We start from the raw sequence: 17,547 nt of genomic DNA, 5'->3' as shown, positions 1-17,547 counted from the left end.
GGACTTATTCCTTGGGTTTTTAAAATTATAGTAGTTTAATCTTGTTTCTTTTTATAACCGACAAGACCTGCAAATCCAGTGAGAAAAGCAAATCCAAGATATGCTAATTGGGAATTTTGCTCTCCTGTTGCAGGTAGCTGACTACCAGGTTTAATCAAAGTTCTTTCTGATTGTATTGACTCTTTTTGACGTTCAGAACCTTGAACTTGAGTTTGAGGTTGAACTTGAGTTTGAGGTTGAACTTGAGGTTGAGGTTGAGGTTGAGGTTGAGGTTGAGGTTGAGGTTGAGGTTGAGGTTGAGGTTGAGGTTGAGGTTGAGGTTGAGGTTGAGGTTGAGGTTGAGGTTGAGGTTGAGGTTGAGGTTGAGGCTGAGGCTGAGGCTGAGGTTGAGGTTGAGGTTGAGGTTGAGGTTGAGGTTGAGGTTGAGGTTGAGGTTGAGGTTGAGGTTGAGGTTGAGGTTGAGGTTGAGGAGTTGGTAATTCTTTGACTTTGTATTCAAAAATCAGATTTGTAGTTCCTACTCCGACTTGGCCTGATTGTTGTGCACTGCTAATACGTTCGTATGTTTGACCATTATAAGAAATTTCGTCCGGTGCAACAGCAATGTAGGCAGAACCGTTATCTGCATTTGAAGCAACAACGATAGCTGGTTGCAATTCAGTTGTGGTGTTTTGAAGGACAAATCGTGCTATTACATTTCCTGAAGCAAGTTTGTAGTCATAAATTACTGTTTTATTTCCCTTAGATACTGTTCCTGAAACATCAGCAGAACCCTCACGATGACCAACTAAATTATAGACTAGACCGTCTTTTGTAATTACTTTTGGTGCATCTGTAGTATAGTTCGTACCAAAGTCTGCGTTTTCAGAAACTGTTTGAAAGTCTTGTAATTCGGTATCACTGCCTATAATGAGGAATTGTACCGTCACTGATCCTTGAGAAATTGTATAAGTAATTGATGTATCATTAGTAGCAGAAGTTGCAGTTGGAAGAAGGTATCCCTTTGTTTCATCAAGTGGATCTACAAAGGTTAAGATTTTTCCAGTTGCATCTTTTGGTTCTAACCCTTCAATATATGGTAGAGTTGCAGTTGGCGCTGAAATAGCAGTTGGATTAGAAGGATCATTGAGATAAGGAATCTCCTTAATAGCATTTGCTGGTTCTTTTCCGGAAGCATAACTAATTGTATAAACACCAACTGGTCGGTAGATAACAATATCAGAAATGTCATCTGATTCAGCTAGGATTCCAGTGTGAGTTCCAGATTTCTTGAGATCAGGAGAAATTGATACATTTGATTCCTCAGATACGACAACATATCCATTTTTGACTGGATTTTCATAATCTGCGAAAGTAGTGCCGTCTTTAGGTTCCCAATCTTCAAGTGTAGTTTCTCCACTTACCAAATTGATAGTCCCTTTGCGGCTAAAGCTTAAACTATCTGTTTTTGAAGTGATGCCAGCTTCTTGACGATTGTGTCCATTCTTATCTTCAATCACATATGTGATGGTACGAGTCACTGTTTCAGATAAATGATTGAGATCACTAATAGATTTTCCATTTGGAGCTTTAGGAGTTGGATAAAGGCTGCCATCAGTATCTCCTGGAACAACTTGACCAACTTGAATTGGCTGTGTCTCAGAAAAATCTACGATTTTTGGAGCAAAGCGAACAATGAATTCTTGTACGCCATCACCATTAATGTTTGAAGCATCTCGGTCAAATTTTGCTTGTCCATTTTTTTCGAATTCATTCTCAACCAGTTTATAACCTTGCTTCAGATATTTAGCAATCGTATCTTTTGTTGAGTAGTCAATCTTTTCACCAGTATGTCCAACAAAGTCGCTTGAACGTTCAAGTTCCTTGCCATTTTCATCTTGATAAATAACACGGGCAACTTCATTAAGTTTGACATAGAGCATATCCCATACATCCAGGCTAGGAACATCAATTGCAGCCATCCATTGACCAGCCCCGCTATCATAATATACATTAGCAGTAGTCTCGCGAAGTTTAATATTATACTTTCCATCTACTGCATCTGGGGTAGCCCAGTAGATATTCGCATGTTCGGCCTGATCTTTTGAAATTTTACCAAGTGGCACAAAAGCTTGGATGTTAGTCAGTTTGGTAGTGGAATTAACAGCACTATTCCATTTGTTTTCAGTAATTCCAACAAGATTAATTAAATGAGCAATTCGGTCACCAGTTTTAGTTTCTTTTGTGATGGTATAAACGGTACCTGGTTGAACACCGTCTGAATTATCAAGATTAGAACCGATAAAGTTACCATTTACAAGAACATTTGTATTGTCTCCAATACGGCGAGTATCATGTGCTAAAGTTTCGCGTCCACGAAGGAGTTCTTGGTAGGCAACGATAAATTCTTGGTAGTTGAATTCTGCATTCGCAAAATCAGCATTGACTGGTAAGTTTTGATTGAGGTACCATTCAGCCTGAATAACACCAAAACCTTTTTCATCTTGAGATGTATTGAGAGCAGCAGTTGTCATATGATAACCACCACTTGCTGCAATAATTGCATCTGTTAGCAATTCATTATCTTTACTGAGTTTTGCTGCATTTTTTTCACGATGTGTATAAGCAGCAATAATTGGAGATTTTCCGTTGTATAAATCTCGCATACGCTCAGTCAAGCGTGTTAAGGCTTGGTAGGTAGAATCATGGGCAATGCTATCTCCCCAAACTTCCGCATATGGTGCAGAGACATTTGTTTTTCCTAATCGATCAGCATCTCCAGTAGAGATATCGTTGATCATAAAGTCATAGCCTTCTTTTTTAAGCGCCTCCGTTGCAGCTGCGGCTAGTTTTGGATAGTTGTCACTTAAAGAGAAAGCTTTTCCAGGTTCATTAACTTTTTCAACCAAGTTAGTCCCCATAGTGTCCCCTTGCCAACCATCGAAGCCGCCTTCTTTCATGGCTTTTAACATCACATTGATGATAAAGTTTTGCCAGTTTGGATCTCCTGGGTCTAGAAATTGTTGGATGTCAGTCGCAGTAACATCACCAGTCTTTCCAAAGTTGAAATGATCTTGCAAGTTGCGTACGATGGCACTCTTTACTTGGTCTGGGATTTTTTCATCTAGAGACACAGCGTAAATCATGTTATAAAGCATAGCTTTAGCACCAGTTGAATGGACATGAGAAACCAACTCTTTTACAGCTTCTGTGTCAATAACTGGTAAGTATGTTTTACGTTTTTCGGGATCTGTTTCATCTTTCGGGATTAAGAATGTAGCCCAATCTTGAGTGAATCGTTCAACATTTGCTGGGAATGGGTTGGCAGGAGTTTTGTAAACATCGTAAAAGAAGTAGTTATTGATGTGCATATTGGCCAATTGGTCAATACTATTTTTATATCCTTCTACTTGATCTTTTGTGATTGAATTGTGATTGTCTTTTGAACCTGCTACAACACCATAACGTGGATATACTGTCCAATCATCTTCGACTGATAGACCAGCTACTTTGTGAAATTCTTGTTTTCCATCAGCATTCTTTCCAATAATGTCAATGAGATAACCAGAATTTGGAGAGAAAACAGAGTTTGGAATGACAAGTGAATTTCCTGGAGCATTTTTCAACTCATAAATAACTTTGTCTAAATGAGACACTGTCAAATCAGACGAAGTTACGTCAGGATTATTGATTGAGATGCTAACATCCTCCCCACTTTTATATGTGGCTTTGTTAAATGTTACATCGTTTTGGATTTTTGGTGTGTTATAAGTGCTTGTTGCCACTGAAGTACTACGAGTTGTTGGTTCAGTTGCACTTGCAGTTTGAGGTAAAGACGATGTCTCTTCACTTGAAGAAGTCTTTGGGGTTTCCTCACTAGTTGTTGTAGTAGGTTGCTCACTAGTGGTCTCCTCACTAGTTGTTGTAGTAGGTTGCTCACTAGTGGTCTCAGTACTAGTGGCTGGTTGACTTGATGTAGTTACGTTTGTAGATAAAGTTGTAGTTGAAGCAACTTCATCTGCCATAGCAACAGAACTTAACATTAAAGAACCAAAGACCGTAATCATAGATACAAGTACTTTATTTCGCTTACGGAAATAGCCGTGACCTTTTTCTTGAGAAAAGTTATTTGAAGATTTCATTATATCCCCCAATCATTAAATTTTGTTAGTTGAAATTATACGACAGTTCATAGGAAAATGTCAACAAAAACGTAAATTTTTTGAAATCAAAATGAAGAACCCCTAAAAATAAAGTAAAGAAAGTTTGAAAAAATATATAAAAATAATTGACTTTTTAAATTATTTTTGTTATGATTTTTCTGACTTCGAAGAACAAAAATTCTTTTTGCTTGAGAAGCATAAAAAAACATTTAAAAAGGAGTTTGTCATGTCATCGTTAAAGAATAATAAAACGATTAAATATGCCTTGAGAAAAACCTCAGTTGCCTTTGGTTCTGTTGCAGTTGCAACAGTGATTGCTGTTGCAGGTATTGCGACTGTATCTGCCGATGAAACTTCATCAGCAACTACACCTGTTACTTCAACTACAACAGTAGCTGGGGAAGAAACAAAAGAAGTTGCGGTTCCAGAGAAGTTGGAAGAAGCTAAAACTGCTGCCACAAATGAAGGTCTTGAAGTTAAAGAAACTGAGACTAAAAAGCAAGATTCAGAGGAAGCTGCTGCTAAAGATTACGAAAAACAAGTTACAGATATTAATAAAACTGTAGCTGATTATAAAGCTGAAGTAGCAGCAAATCAAGAAGCTTACGAAAAAGAAAAAGCTGAAGTTGATGCTAAAAATGCTGCTGCACAAGCAAACTACGATAAAGAGCTTGAAGCTTACAACGAAAAACTTACTGCTTATAAAAAAGAATTGACTGAAAAATCAGCAGAAAAAACAGCAGTAGAACAGAGTAATGAAGAAGCACGTGTTGCTTATGAAAAAGCTCTTGAAGAATATAACACAGCACTTGCAGCATACAATGCATCTGTAACAGCAAATCAAGAAGCTACTGAAAGTAATAAATTAGCTCAAGCAGAATATGAAGCTAAATTAGCTGACTACAAGACTAAAAAAGCTGCTTATGATGAAGCACAAGCTGCTTACTTGATTGAGCTCGAAATTTACAACAAGAAAAAAGCACAATACGATGATGCTAAAGATGCCTTCAATAAGATGGTTGCAGAGCGTGGTGGAAATCCTGAGAAATACAAACAAGATTTGACATTCCTCTCTGAAGAACTTGCTGATGGCGAAACAACTAAAATCACACACCAAACAACTGGATTAACAACTTACTTGACAAAAGAAGGTCAAGCTCGTATGTACGGTGATGGTAAAGCTACTAAGATGTATGAAACAAAGAATCTTCAAGATTCTGATTTGACAACTACAAATCCATATGCCAACAATGAAATTGAGTGGGGAGTTGTAAAAGTCGGAGACAAATTTGATGTGACATACACAGGACTTACTCAAGCTAAAATTGTAAAAGGTAGCGAAGAAAAACGTATTGCAAAAGTTGTTTATAAATACGAAGTGAAGAGCCTTCCATCATCAGATGGAAAAGGAATCGTTCAAATTTATAACGATCCAGCAGTTACAATGACAATTGGTAGCTCAACAGATACTGAAAACCCAGTAACTGTTGGTGTTGACATTGAGTTTTACGATGAAAATGACCAATTAATTGATTTGTCACAACACAATGCAATCCTTGCCCTTAACTCACTTAACCACTGGAATGGTGCATCTTATGTTGAAAATGACAAACCTCGTCCTCTAGTTGTTGAAGCTAAAGATAGCGAAGGCAATACAGTTCGTGGAACTTGGGATCCATATTCAGATGGAAGTGAACCAAAACTTGATGGTGCAGACGTTGTTGTGAAAAGCGGTAAAGCTGACTTCGGTAGTGCAGAAGTTGATATCAATGCTGATAATCCTTTGAAAATTGTTGCTCAAAAAGCAACATGGGATAATGATGCTTTCAAAGTAACTGAAGAAACAACAGTTGATGCTACAACAGTGAACGCATCTGGTGGCGGAAATGGTCACTCAGTTGGTACTGAAGATTACACATTTGGTGATAAATCAGATGTTATCGGTTCTTACACTGTAGACGCTACATCAGGTGTTTTGAGATACACACCAAAAATGAAAAACCAAGATACTCCTCACGTTGAGTCTGTAAACATTGGTGACAAAGAGTTTATTAAACTTCCAAATTCAAGTGTAGACCAAGATTCATCTACAAAAGAAGTATCTGCTAAAGAACAAAACCAATACATGGCTCAAGGTGCTACATTTAATGCAGACTCTTCAAGTCAAACTAAGGGTTGGGATGATCCTACGAGCCCTTACCTTTACTATGGTGGTGGTGCTGTTATTTTGAAAGATGGTCATCTTGAATTTACAGCAAAAGGTGCTAACGCAACAGGCGAAGCAACTCTCTATTGGTTCTCTATCAACTCAAACGTTGGCTTCCCTAAAGATCCAGGTGAAGAGCCAGTTAAACCAACAGAACCAACACCTCCAGTTAAACCTGAAAAACCAGAATTGACAGAAGTACCAACTGTTAAAGAAAAACCAGTTCCACCGACAGAACCAGAATATAAAACTGTACCTGTCTTACCAAGTGAACCGGTTAAACCAGAAGCACCTGAGTTGGTGAAGGATCCTGTTAAGAAAGAAACAGAAAAACCAGTTGTTGAATGGAATAAAAATGTTGTGCTTATCAAGGAAAATGAAAAACCACAACCTAAGCCAGAACCAAAACCAGAGCCTAAGCCAGAACCAAAACCAGAGCCTAAGCCAGAACCAAAACCAGAGCCTAAGCCAGAACCAAAACCAGAGCCTAAGCCAGAGCCAAAACCAGAGCCTAAGCCAGAGCCAAAACCAGAACCAAAACCAGAGCCTAAGCCAGAGCCAAAACCAGAACCAAAACCAGAGCCTAAGCCAGAGCCAAAACCAGAGCCAAAACCAGAGCCTAAGCCAGAGCCAAAACCAGAGCCTAAGCCAGAACCAAAACCAGAGCCAAAACCAGAGCCAAAACCAGAATCATCTAAGAAATCATTGCCAAATACTGGTTCAGTTGAACAATCATTCATGACTTATTCAGCACTTATTGGTTTAGCTACTGCCGGTTATGCTTTGTCAAGAAAGAAAAAAGAAGACTAATTCATTCTGACAATTTAAAAAGAGAAGACTAGTTTAGTCTTCTCTTTTTTTTAACATTCTCCTATAAAATTTAAAATATTAAACCGTTTTCACTTGACAAAAATTGGTCTATACCATATAATGAAATAAAGAAATATGGAGGAACTATTATGAAAGTTATTCAAGTAAAAAATCCTGAAGAAGGTGGAAAAGTAGCTTTTGAAATTTTAAAAGAAAAGTTAGCAAACGGTGCTCAAACATTAGGACTTGCGACAGGTAGCAGTCCACTTGAGTTTTATGGAGAAATCGTTAAGAGTGACCTTGATTTTTCAAATCTTACAAGTGTTAACTTGGACGAATATGTAGGTCTTGATGGAGATAATCCTCAATCTTATCGTTACTTTATGCAAGAAAATCTTTTCAACAAAAAGCCATTCAAAGAAAGCTTTTTACCGCGTGGTGTCAAAGACAATGCAGAAGAAGAAGTAGAACGCTATAATCAAATTCTTGCTGATCATCCAGTCGATTTGCAAATTTTGGGAATTGGTCGAAATGGACATATTGGATTTAATGAACCAGGAACTCCGTTTGATAGTCAAACCCACCTTGTAGATCTTGATCAGTCTACTATTGAAGCAAATGCTCGCTTCTTTGATAAGATTGAAGATGTACCAACACAAGCTATCTCAATGGGAATCAAAAATATTCTAGATGCAAAATCTATTCTTCTCTTTGCTTATGGTGAATCTAAGGCAGAAGCCATCGCTGGAACTGTTGAAGGTCCAGTTACTGAAAGTCTTCCAGCAAGTAGTTTGCAGAACCATCCAGATGTAACTATTATTGCGGATGCTGGAGCACTTAGCCTGCTTGAAAAATAAAAAATTCACGAACCACTTGCTCTTTGTAGTGAGTGGTTTTTTACTTCAAATGTTCACTATCCTGCTAAGGTGGTATAATATAGCTATATAAAGGAGGTTCGAACTTTGATTTATATAATCGGTTTTATTTGTTTTTTACTTTTAATGTTACTGTTTTATCGTCTCATTCAGCAATCAAAGAACCCTTCAGGTATTCTAGGAAAACGAATGATGAAATTGTGGAATCGAGCCTATCTCCCCATGTTTGTATGGGCAATTCGTCATCTGGATAGGACATTTTACCCTGCAATCTTAGATGTAGGAGTTGGGAACGGCCGTTCAACCATCCTACTGAAAGAAACTTTTCCGCAAAGTACTATAACTGGAATCGATATTTCAGATACCGCAATAGCTCAAGCCAAACAGAGGGAGATGACTAATCTAAATTTTGAACGAAGAGACGTTAGGGAGACAGGTTTTTCTGATGAAAGTGTTGATTTAATCACAGCCTTTCAAACTCATTTTCATTGGCAGAATCTAGAGGCTTCTTTTATGGAAATTCGAAGAATACTCAAATCAGACGGGATGCTCTTACTGGCTTGTGAATATAACAAGTTATCTTACTTTTTACCAGAGGTTCAAAGCGAAGAAGCATTTAGACGATTCTTGTTATCAGTAGGCTTTGAGCTCGTAACTAGTCAAAGAAAGGGATCGTGGATCCTTTATAAAATTCGTAAAGGATTTGTTAAAAAGTAGCTTTTTTAAAATCTTTTACAGGAGGAATCAGAATGAATATGAAGAATAGGAATTTGATAGAAGATAATAAAAAGGCTGAAAACGAAAGCTTTCTCTATTATTTACACGAGGAAAAAGTATTTGATAGGCAGTCGCTGGCTGATTTATGTCACTACGTAGAAAAGATCGATTCTATTAGTATAGATCAGCTGAGGGATTTGCATTTTATTGAAAATCAAATTCTTCGTCATCTGGTATATCATTTTGATAGCAATGACTTGAGTAAGATTTCAAATCTTCCTGATGAATATTGGGAATATATTGAACCTTTTGAACAAGCAGTAACAAAGTTGTATGATTTGATAAAGTATAGGTAAGAAAGTAATTAATAAACTGGAAAATAGGAATAAATGTATGCTTCCCCTTGACAATTCATATCATTCCATGTAAAATAGAATAGATCTTGAACTTGAAGGGAGTGAAAAAAATGTCTAAAACAGTAGTACGTAAGAATGAATCTCTTGACGATGCACTTCGTCGTTTCAAACGTGCGGTTACTAAAGCTGGTACTCTTCAAGAAACACGCAAACGTGAATTCTATGAAAAACCTTCTGTAAAACGTAAACGTAAATCAGAAGCAGCTCGTAAACGTAAAAAATTCTAATTGAAGCGAAAGGCTAGACTTGTCTAGTCTTTTTTGTATTCTTAAGACCCGAATAATTTTACATGTTTCAATGATTATTTAGGAATTGGATAAAAATCAAACTTAAGGGTGTAATAACTGAATATTATAAATCTATTTACTTTCATTTGATATTTAAAACAATCATTCGTTTTAGTTGATATTAATTGAAAAATATAGTAAAATCATGTTAAAATAGTGTAATTTTACACGGAGGTAAATAGGGATGAAAAACCAGAAAAGGTTTGGAAAATTATTGATCACTTTGTTGTCTACTGGAGTGCTTTTGGCTACGCTTCAAAGTCAAGAAATTATCACTGCTGAAGAAACAACGACAGCTGAGCAAATTTCTACAACAAGTGCTGAAGCAACAACTACTGCTGAAGCTATAACAACTACAGAAACTCCTGCACGTGAAGCAAGAGAAGTAGCTGCAGAAGTGACTGGTACTATTAAAAACCATGATATTAAATATTATGAATACTACACAGATGTAGACCTTTCTTTTTCAATTACAGATGATGATGTGAAAGAAGGCGACTATGTTACAGTTACATTAGAAAACGTCGCTGTCTTAAATCAACTAAATGGCAAGGATGTCACTTACGAAGGTAAGACAATTGGTAAAATTTCAATTGTTTCGTTTGAAAACGTCAATAAAGCACGTCAAGGTTCAAACGACAAAGCTCAAATGGAACAAGCTGAATTGGAATCAACACGCGCGACATTAAAAATTACATTTACGAAAGCTATTGAAGCTGAAAAACCAGATGTATTGAAACAAGTCAAGTTCCAAATTACATCAGATAACGCTTATAATGGAGCTGTAATCGCAAATAAAGACTACACTTTAAACCAAGTGATTAAAGTGGGATCTTCTTCTGTGACAAGTACAGTAGATATTCCGAAAGTAGAACAATTTGCTACTGAGACAAATTCAATCAACTTCACACCTTCTGGAAATACGATTAAATTCAAGGCTGATGGATCATATGAAACGACTACACAATTCCAAGTTCGTGGAAGTGAAGGTATGAAAGTTGGTTCAACTGTTGAGTTAGAATTCAATGATGCTTCAGGTATCGAGTGGAAAACAAGTGGAGATGATGCAATTAAAGTGGGCGACACACACCAAGCTTACTTTATCTTACCTGTATACAGTTCATATGAAGTGAACGAATATGGAGCATATGTATTCCCAACAGGTGTAGCACCTAAGTTTAAAGTAACTTCAGTTTCAGCTAAGAAAATCACACTTGAAATGATTTCAGGAGATGTTCCAAAAGAATTAGGAGTATTCTTCGGTGTTGGTCAAAACCGTATTAATATCATCGATAAATCTAAGATTGATCTTGAAAAAATGCAATATGATGTTTCGAAAGTAGCTACGGCAACTATTGATGGGAAAGATTCAAAGGGTATCTATATTTACCGTATCATTAATGACTCTGCAGGTGCACAATTAGTTCTTGATACGCTTGTCACAGACTACAAAGATATCGATACAAAAGAAACTCTTAAGCCACAAGATAAGGGGTGGAAGGATCCAGCTACCATTGATGGATATGAATTTGTAAAAACAGAAAAAGATCGTGAAGGAAATCGTATCCACTGGTATAAAAAAGTTGAACAAACTACGACAACAACAACTAGTACTACAACTACCACGACAACAACAGTAGAGCCAACGACTACTTCAACAACCACAACGACAGAAGAGCCAAGGACTACTTCAACAACCACAACGACAGAAGAGCCAACAACAACTACAGAAAAATCAACTACCACTACTACAACAGTTGAGACAACTCCAGGTAAATCAAGTGAAGAAACTCCTTCAGGTAAAACAACTGAAGAAACAAGACCTGAAACTACGTCTACAACATCTGAACCTAAAAAGGAATTACCAAATACAGGTTCTAAGGAATCATTGTTTGCAACAGGAGTAGCACTCTTGGTAGCTGGTCTTGGAGTGTTGGGCTTAAAGAAACAAGATAACTAAAGTGTACTATCTATTATGAAATAATAGTCAGAAGGATTAGACAACAATTTGTTGTTTAATCCTTTTTTGTATTGTTCAAATATTATCAGATAAATTAATAGTGTAAATACGGTAAAAAATACAAACTTCTTCCTACAATCTGATATAATAGTAAGAGAACTCGATTTAAGGAGAAATATATGTCGGTTTTAGTCAAAGAAGTAATTGATAAACTCAGACTAGACATTGTCTATGGGGAGCCAGAATTACTTGAAAAAGAAATCAATACGGGCGATATTTGTCGACCAGGTCTCGAAATGACGGGCTATTTTGATTACTATACTCCAGAACGTATCCAACTGTTGGGAATGAAGGAGTGGTCTTATCTCATTAGCATGTCTTCTCACAACCGCTACCAGGTTTTGAAGAAATTATTTCAACCAGAAACACCTGCAGTTATTGTTGCGCGTGGTTTAGTAGTTCCAGAAGAAATGTTAAAGGCTGCTAGAGAATGTAAAATCGCTATTTTAACAAGTCGTACTGCAACCAGTCGTCTATCTGGGGAATTGTCTAGTTATCTGGACTCCCGCTTAGCTGAACGTGCAAGCGTGCATGGTGTTCTAATGGATATCTATGGTATGGGTGTTCTGATTCAAGGCGATAGTGGTATTGGTAAGAGTGAAACTGGACTTGAACTTGTCAAACGTGGTCACCGTTTAGTTGCAGATGACCGTGTGGATATTTATGCTAAAGATGAGATGACACTTTGGGGAGAACCTGCTGAAATTTTGAAGCATTTGTTAGAAATTCGTGGAGTTGGTATCATTGATGTCATGAGTCTTTATGGAGCTAGTGCTGTTAAGGATTCTTCACAGGTTCAGTTGGCTGTCTATCTAGAAAATTACGATACAAATAAGGTCTTTGACCGCTTGGGGAACAATGCTGAAGAGTTGGAAATTTCAGGTGTCTCTATTCCGCGTATTCGAATTCCTGTAAAAACAGGGCGCAATATTTCTGTAGTTATCGAAGCTGCTGCCATGAACTATCGTTCTAAGGAAATGGGCTTTGATGCGACACGTCTCTTTGAAGAAAGATTGACGAAATTAATTGAAAAGAACGAGGTGCAAAATGATTGATCCAGTTGCTTTTCAAATAGGTCCATTTGCCATTAGATGGTATGCACTTTGTATCGTTTCCGGCCTTATCTTAGCGGTATATTTGGCAAGTAAAGAAGCTCCTAAAAAGAAAATCTTATCAGAAGATATTCTGGATTTTATCTTAGTGGCTTTCCCTTTGTCAATCATCGGCGCGAGACTTTATTATGTTATTTTTAAATTTGACTATTATAGCCAACATTTAGGAGAGATATTTGCCGTCTGGAATGGTGGTCTTGCGATTTATGGTGGTTTAATTACTGGAGCGATTGTACTCTATATTTTCGCAGACCGTAAATTAATCAATACCTGGGATTTCTTAGATATTGCAGCTCCGAGTGTAATGATTGCTCAGAGTCTAGGACGTTGGGGGAACTTCTTTAACCAAGAAGCTTATGGCGCAGTTGTGGAGAGTCTTGACTACTTGCCTAGTTTCATTAAAAATCAGATGTATATTGATGGCTCATATCGACAACCAACCTTCCTGTACGAATCTATCTGGAACTTGATTGGTTTTGCTTTAATTATTATTTTTAGACACCGATTAAATGGCATTCGTCGTGGTCATATCACAGCCTTTTACTTAATTTGGTATGGTTTTGGACGTATGATTATTGAGGGCATGCGTACAGATAGTCTCATGTTCTTTGGACTTCGAGTATCTCAGTGGTTGTCTGTTCTATTAATTGGACTTGGTATTTATATTATCGTTTATCAAAATCGGAAAAAAGCACCATTTTATAATGTAAAAAAGGAGAATTAAAATGTTAGAAGTTGCTTATATTTTTGTGGCTGTTGCCTTGATTGTATTTATTGTTTATTTGATTATTACCCTTCAAAAAGTTGGACGTGTAATTGATGAAACAGAAAATACTGTTAAAACGCTAACTTCAGATGTAAATGTTACTCTACATCACACAAACGAACTTCTTGCCAAGGTTAATGTTCTTGCTGATGATATCAATATCAAAGTTGCAACCATTGATCCACTCTTTACAGCAGTTGCAGACCTTTCTGTTTCTGTCTCTGACTTAAATGAGCAGGCTCGTGTCTTGAGTAAAAAAGCATCATCTGCAGGTTCAAAAACATTAAAGACTAGTGCAGGCTTATCTGCCGTTCGTATTGCAAGTAAATTTTTTAAAAAATAAAAAGGAGATAACTCATGGGTAAATTATCATCAATCCTTTTAGGAACTGTTTCAGGTGTGGCTGTTGCCTTGTTTCTAACAAGTGAAAAAGGAAAACGCGTTACTAGTCAGGCACAAGACTTTATTGAAGATCTGAGAGAAGATCCAGAATATGCTAAGGAACAAGCAATCGAAAAATTGACAGAAGTCAAAGAACAAACCAGAGATTTTGTTCTAAAGACAAAAGAACAAGTAGAATCAGGCGAAATTACCTTGGATTCAGTTCTTGAGAAATCTAAATCTTTAGCTCAACAAGCTACTGAAGCTTCAAAAGAGACCTTGAACAATCTCAAGGAACAATTGGAAGAAAAAGTAGTTGTTGAAGACCCAGAAGACGGTCAAGAAATCATCATCGAAATCAAAGAAGATTAAAATAGAAATCACCATTTTTGATTCCCTTAGAGTCGGAGATGGTGATTTTTTTCTTGAGGGAAGTCTTTGTGGTATAATAAATACTATGCAGAAGAAACCAACATCAGCTTATGTGCACATTCCATTTTGTACACAAATCTGTTATTATTGTGACTTTTCTAAGGTCTTTATTAAAAATCAACCAGTAGACAGCTATCTAGAACGTCTACTGCAAGAATTTCATTCTTATGACATTCAGAAGTTACGTACTCTCTATATTGGGGGAGGAACACCGACAGCCTTGTCTGCGCCACAGTTAGAGGTGCTTCTGGATGGATTGACTAAAAACTTAGATTTGTCAGTCTTAGAAGAATTAACCATTGAGGCTAATCCTGGTGATTTGGATGAGGACAAGATTGCAGTTTTGAAAAATTCAGCGGTCAACCGTGTTTCGTTGGGTGTCCAAACCTTTGATGACAAAATGCTGAAAAAAATTGGTCGTAGTCATTTGGAGAAAGATATCTATGAAAATATTGATCGTCTCAAGTTAGCAGGGTTTGATAATATTTCCATTGACTTGATCTACGCTCTTCCTGGTCAGACTATGGACCAGGTCAAGGACAATGTTGCCAAGGCCATCGCTTTGGACATTCCCCACATGAGTCTTTATAGCTTGATTTTGGAAAACCATACGGTCTTTATGAATCGTATGCGTCGTGGGAAGTTACCACTTCCTAAAGAAGAAGTAGAAGCTGAAATGTTCGAATATATCATTGCTGAATTAGAGAGAGCTGGTTTTGAGCATTATGAAATTTCAAATTTTTCAAAACCAGGTTTTGAAAGTCGTCATAACCTCATGTATTGGGATAATGCTGAGTATTATGGTATTGGTGCTGGTGCTTCTGGTTACGTCAATGGTGTTCGCTATAAAAATCATGGTCCTATCCGCCATTATTTGAAGGCAGTAGAAGAGGGAAATGCTCGCATCCATGAAGAACATCTGAGTCTAAGGGAACAAATGGAAGAAGAGATGTTTCTTGGACTTCGCAAGAAGACAGGAGTTTCAAAAGCAAGATTCGAAGAAAAATTTAGCACATCTTTTGAAAATTTATATGGTCAAGTTGTAAGAGATTTATGTCATCAAGGTCTTTTACAAGTAGAAGGTCAACAAATACGAATGACAAAAAAAGGTCTCTTTTTAGGAGATACAGTAGCAGAACGATTTATATTGGAGTAGAATTATGGGCTTAACTTATCAAATGAAGATGAAAATTCCTTTTGATATGGCTGATATGAATGGCCATATCAAGCTACCAGATGTTATCTTGTTGTCCCTGCAAGTATCAGGAATGCAATCAATTAATCTAGGAGTGAGTGACAAGGATGTTTTAGAACAGTATAATCTAGTCTGGATTATCACTGATTATGATATCGATGTTGTACGTTTACCTCAATTTGCTGAGGAAATCACAATTGAAACGGAAGCCTTGACTTACAATCGTCTATTTTGCTACCGCCGTTTTACTATTTATGATGAAGATGGTCAAGAAATCATTCACATGGTAGCTACCTTTGTCCTTATGGATCGTGAGAGTCGGAAGGTTCATCCTGTAGAACCTGAAATAGTCGCCCCTTATCAATCTGAGTTTTCTAAGAAACTCCTTCGCGGGCCAAAATACGCAGAGCTGGAAGAAGCGATTAGCAAGGACTATCATGTTCGTTTTTACGACTTGGATATGAATGGCCACGTCAATAACAGCAAATATCTAGACTGGGTTTTTGAGGTCATGGGGGCAGATTTCCTAACCAATCATATTCCTAAAAAAATCAACCTCAAGTATGTCAAGGAAGTTCGACCAGGTGGTATGATTACTTCTAGTTACGAATTGAATCAACTAGAAAGCAACCACCAAGTCACAAGTGATGGCGATATCAATGCTCAGGCAAAGATAATTTGGCAAGAAATTAACACAGATTAGAAAGTAATATATGACTTATAAAGGCTATTTAATTGATTTAGACGGAACAATTTATAAGGGAAAAGATAGAATCCCAGCGGGTGAAGCTTTTGTCCATGAGTTGCAAAAGCGAAATATTCCCTACCTCTTTGTCACAAACAATACGACACGAACACCTGAAAGTGTCCAAGAGATGTTGGCAAATCAGTTTAATATTGACACGCCTGTATCGACAATCTATACTGCAACCTTAGCGACCATTGATTACATGAATGACCTGGGACTTAAAAAGACCGTTTATGTGATTGGAGAAGCAGGGCTCAAGGAAGCCATTCAAGCAGCTGGTTATGTTGAAGATAAAGAAAATCCAGCCTATGTGGTAGTTGGTTTGGACTGGCAAGTTGACTACGAAAAATTTGCTACTGCAACCCTAGCTATCCATAAAGGTGCTCATTTTATCGGCACCAATCCAGATTTAAATATTCCAACAGAACGTGGACTTTTACCTGGTGCTGGTTCTCTGATTACTCTTCTTGAAGCAGCAACTCGCGTAAAACCAGTTTATATTGGAAAACCAAACGCGATTATTATGGATAAGGCTGTTGAATACCTAGGACTTGAACGCCAAGAAATTGTCATGGTGGGGGATAATTATCTTACTGATATTCGAGCTGGTATTGACAATGGCATTCCAAGTCTTTTGGTGACGACAGGATTTACAAAACCTGAAGAAGTAGCGGATTTACCAATCGCACCAACCCATGTCCTCTCAAGTCTAGCGGAGTGGAATTTCGATGAAAACTAAATTTACTTTTGTAGGAAGTCTTCTCTTTCTCCTCTCGCTAGCTATTTTATTGACCATCTATCTGTCTTGGTTAGTTTACCCTCTGGAGATTTCTTGGTTAAATCTGACAAGTCGTGTTCATGTCCAACCTCAGACCATCCAACATAACTTTAATGTTTTGATGGATTATTTGACCAATCCATTGAGTCAAGTATTAGCAATGCCAGATTTTCCTTCGTCTGCCTCTGGAATTCACCACTTTGTGGTTGTAAAGGGACTCTTTCACCTAGCGCAAGGAATAGCAATCGTAACTCTTCCGATTTTCTACCTTTTTTGGAAGCAAGTCGTTCAGAAAGGTTTTCTGTCTCTATATCGCAGAGGTCTCTTGATTATGCTGTCTTTACCTTTGGTTCTTGGTTTAGTTGGTGTATTCATTGGGTTTGAACAATTTTTTACATTGTTTCATCAAATTCTTTTTATAGGTGATGATACCTGGCTTTTTGATCCCGCTAAAGATCCAGTCATTCTTATTTTACCAGAGGATTTTTTTCTGCATGCCTTTCTCCTATTTTTCTGCTTGTATGAGTTCATTTTTGGATTCGTTTATCTACTAAGTTGGAAAAAATTACCGAAAAGAGAATAAATGCATAAAAATGTTTTAAAAATTTTACGAAAAACCTATTTTTCTTTAAAAAGTAGGTTTTTTTACGGAAATAACTAGT

General features: G+C 37.2%; 15 protein-coding genes. 14 read left to right on the top strand and 1 reads right to left on the bottom strand.

The annotated features are described in order from the left end of the window. Nucleotides 1-35: 35 nt before the first annotated feature. On the bottom strand, nucleotides 36-4,121 hold the full coding sequence (locus QM857_RS01335; protein ID WP_414274803.1) for a glycoside hydrolase family 66 protein: 4,086 nt from the start codon (nucleotides 4,119-4,121) through the stop codon (nucleotides 36-38). Between the two features lie 247 nt (nucleotides 4,122-4,368). Between QM857_RS01335 and QM857_RS01330 the strand changes: the two genes are divergently transcribed. From QM857_RS01330 to QM857_RS01265, 14 genes are all read left to right on the top strand, one after another. Then, nucleotides 4,369-7,158: a GbpC/Spa domain-containing protein gene (locus QM857_RS01330; protein WP_414274802.1), complete on the top strand. Its 2,790-nt coding sequence runs from the start codon at nucleotides 4,369-4,371 to the stop codon at nucleotides 7,156-7,158. Nucleotides 7,159-7,307: 149 nt separating this feature from the next. Then, the gene (locus QM857_RS01325) at nucleotides 7,308-8,015 is read left to right on the top strand and encodes a glucosamine-6-phosphate deaminase (RefSeq protein WP_049495524.1); all 708 of its coding nucleotides are present in this window, start codon (nucleotides 7,308-7,310) and stop codon (nucleotides 8,013-8,015) included. Between the two features lie 105 nt (nucleotides 8,016-8,120). Further along, on the top strand, nucleotides 8,121-8,750 hold the full coding sequence (locus QM857_RS01320; protein ID WP_414274801.1) for a class I SAM-dependent methyltransferase: 630 nt from the start codon (nucleotides 8,121-8,123) through the stop codon (nucleotides 8,748-8,750). Between the two features lie 32 nt (nucleotides 8,751-8,782). Beyond that, entirely contained in the window at nucleotides 8,783-9,106 is a 324-nt protein-coding gene (locus tag QM857_RS01315) for a hypothetical protein (protein ID WP_414253488.1), read from the top strand. Nucleotides 9,107-9,216: 110 nt separating this feature from the next. Continuing rightward, the gene (gene rpsU, locus QM857_RS01310; RefSeq protein ID WP_000048054.1) at nucleotides 9,217-9,393 is read left to right on the top strand and encodes a 30S ribosomal protein S21; all 177 of its coding nucleotides are present in this window, start codon (nucleotides 9,217-9,219) and stop codon (nucleotides 9,391-9,393) included. A 244-nt stretch (nucleotides 9,394-9,637) separates the two neighbouring features. Next, nucleotides 9,638-11,413, top strand: a complete 1,776-nt coding sequence (locus tag QM857_RS01305) for an LPXTG cell wall anchor domain-containing protein (protein WP_414274800.1) — start codon at nucleotides 9,638-9,640, stop codon at nucleotides 11,411-11,413. A gap of 179 nt (nucleotides 11,414-11,592) precedes the next feature. Further along, nucleotides 11,593-12,528 carry an HPr(Ser) kinase/phosphatase gene (gene hprK / locus QM857_RS01300; RefSeq protein WP_414274799.1) on the top strand — a complete coding sequence of 312 codons (936 nt, stop codon included), beginning with the start codon at nucleotides 11,593-11,595 and terminating at the stop codon, nucleotides 12,526-12,528. Beyond that, nucleotides 12,521-13,309: a prolipoprotein diacylglyceryl transferase gene (gene lgt / locus QM857_RS01295; RefSeq protein ID WP_414274798.1), complete on the top strand. Its 789-nt coding sequence runs from the start codon at nucleotides 12,521-12,523 to the stop codon at nucleotides 13,307-13,309. The genes hprK and lgt overlap by 8 nt, the downstream gene beginning before the upstream one ends. Nucleotide 13,310: 1 nt before the next feature. Next, entirely contained in the window at nucleotides 13,311-13,694 is a 384-nt protein-coding gene (locus QM857_RS01290; protein ID WP_414274797.1) for a DUF948 domain-containing protein, read from the top strand. Between the two features lie 14 nt (nucleotides 13,695-13,708). After that, complete coding sequence (locus QM857_RS01285) at nucleotides 13,709-14,104, top strand: YtxH domain-containing protein (protein ID WP_036753840.1); 396 nt, start codon at nucleotides 13,709-13,711, stop codon at nucleotides 14,102-14,104. 85 nt (nucleotides 14,105-14,189) lie between these two features. Further along, nucleotides 14,190-15,320, top strand: coding sequence for a radical SAM family heme chaperone HemW (gene hemW, locus QM857_RS01280; RefSeq protein WP_414274796.1), 1,131 nt, complete (start codon nucleotides 14,190-14,192; stop codon nucleotides 15,318-15,320). A gap of 4 nt (nucleotides 15,321-15,324) precedes the next feature. After that, entirely contained in the window at nucleotides 15,325-16,062 is a 738-nt protein-coding gene (locus QM857_RS01275) for an acyl-ACP thioesterase domain-containing protein (protein WP_049495509.1), read from the top strand. A gap of 10 nt (nucleotides 16,063-16,072) precedes the next feature. After that, a complete protein-coding gene (locus QM857_RS01270) occupies nucleotides 16,073-16,846 on the top strand; it encodes a TIGR01457 family HAD-type hydrolase (protein ID WP_414274795.1) in 774 nt (257 codons plus the stop codon). Further along, nucleotides 16,836-17,468 carry a TIGR01906 family membrane protein gene (locus tag QM857_RS01265; RefSeq protein ID WP_049495505.1) on the top strand — a complete coding sequence of 211 codons (633 nt, stop codon included), beginning with the start codon at nucleotides 16,836-16,838 and terminating at the stop codon, nucleotides 17,466-17,468. Before QM857_RS01270 ends, QM857_RS01265 begins: the two co-directional genes overlap by 11 nt. The last annotated feature ends 79 nt before the right edge of the window (nucleotides 17,469-17,547 follow it).

It is taken from the genome of Streptococcus infantis (genome assembly GCF_047463315.1).
Lineage (GTDB): Bacteria > Bacillota > Bacilli > Lactobacillales > Streptococcaceae > Streptococcus > Streptococcus infantis_AB.
The sequence above is the reverse complement of the archived record's forward strand: the minus strand, read 5'-3'. Positions and strand labels throughout refer to the sequence as shown.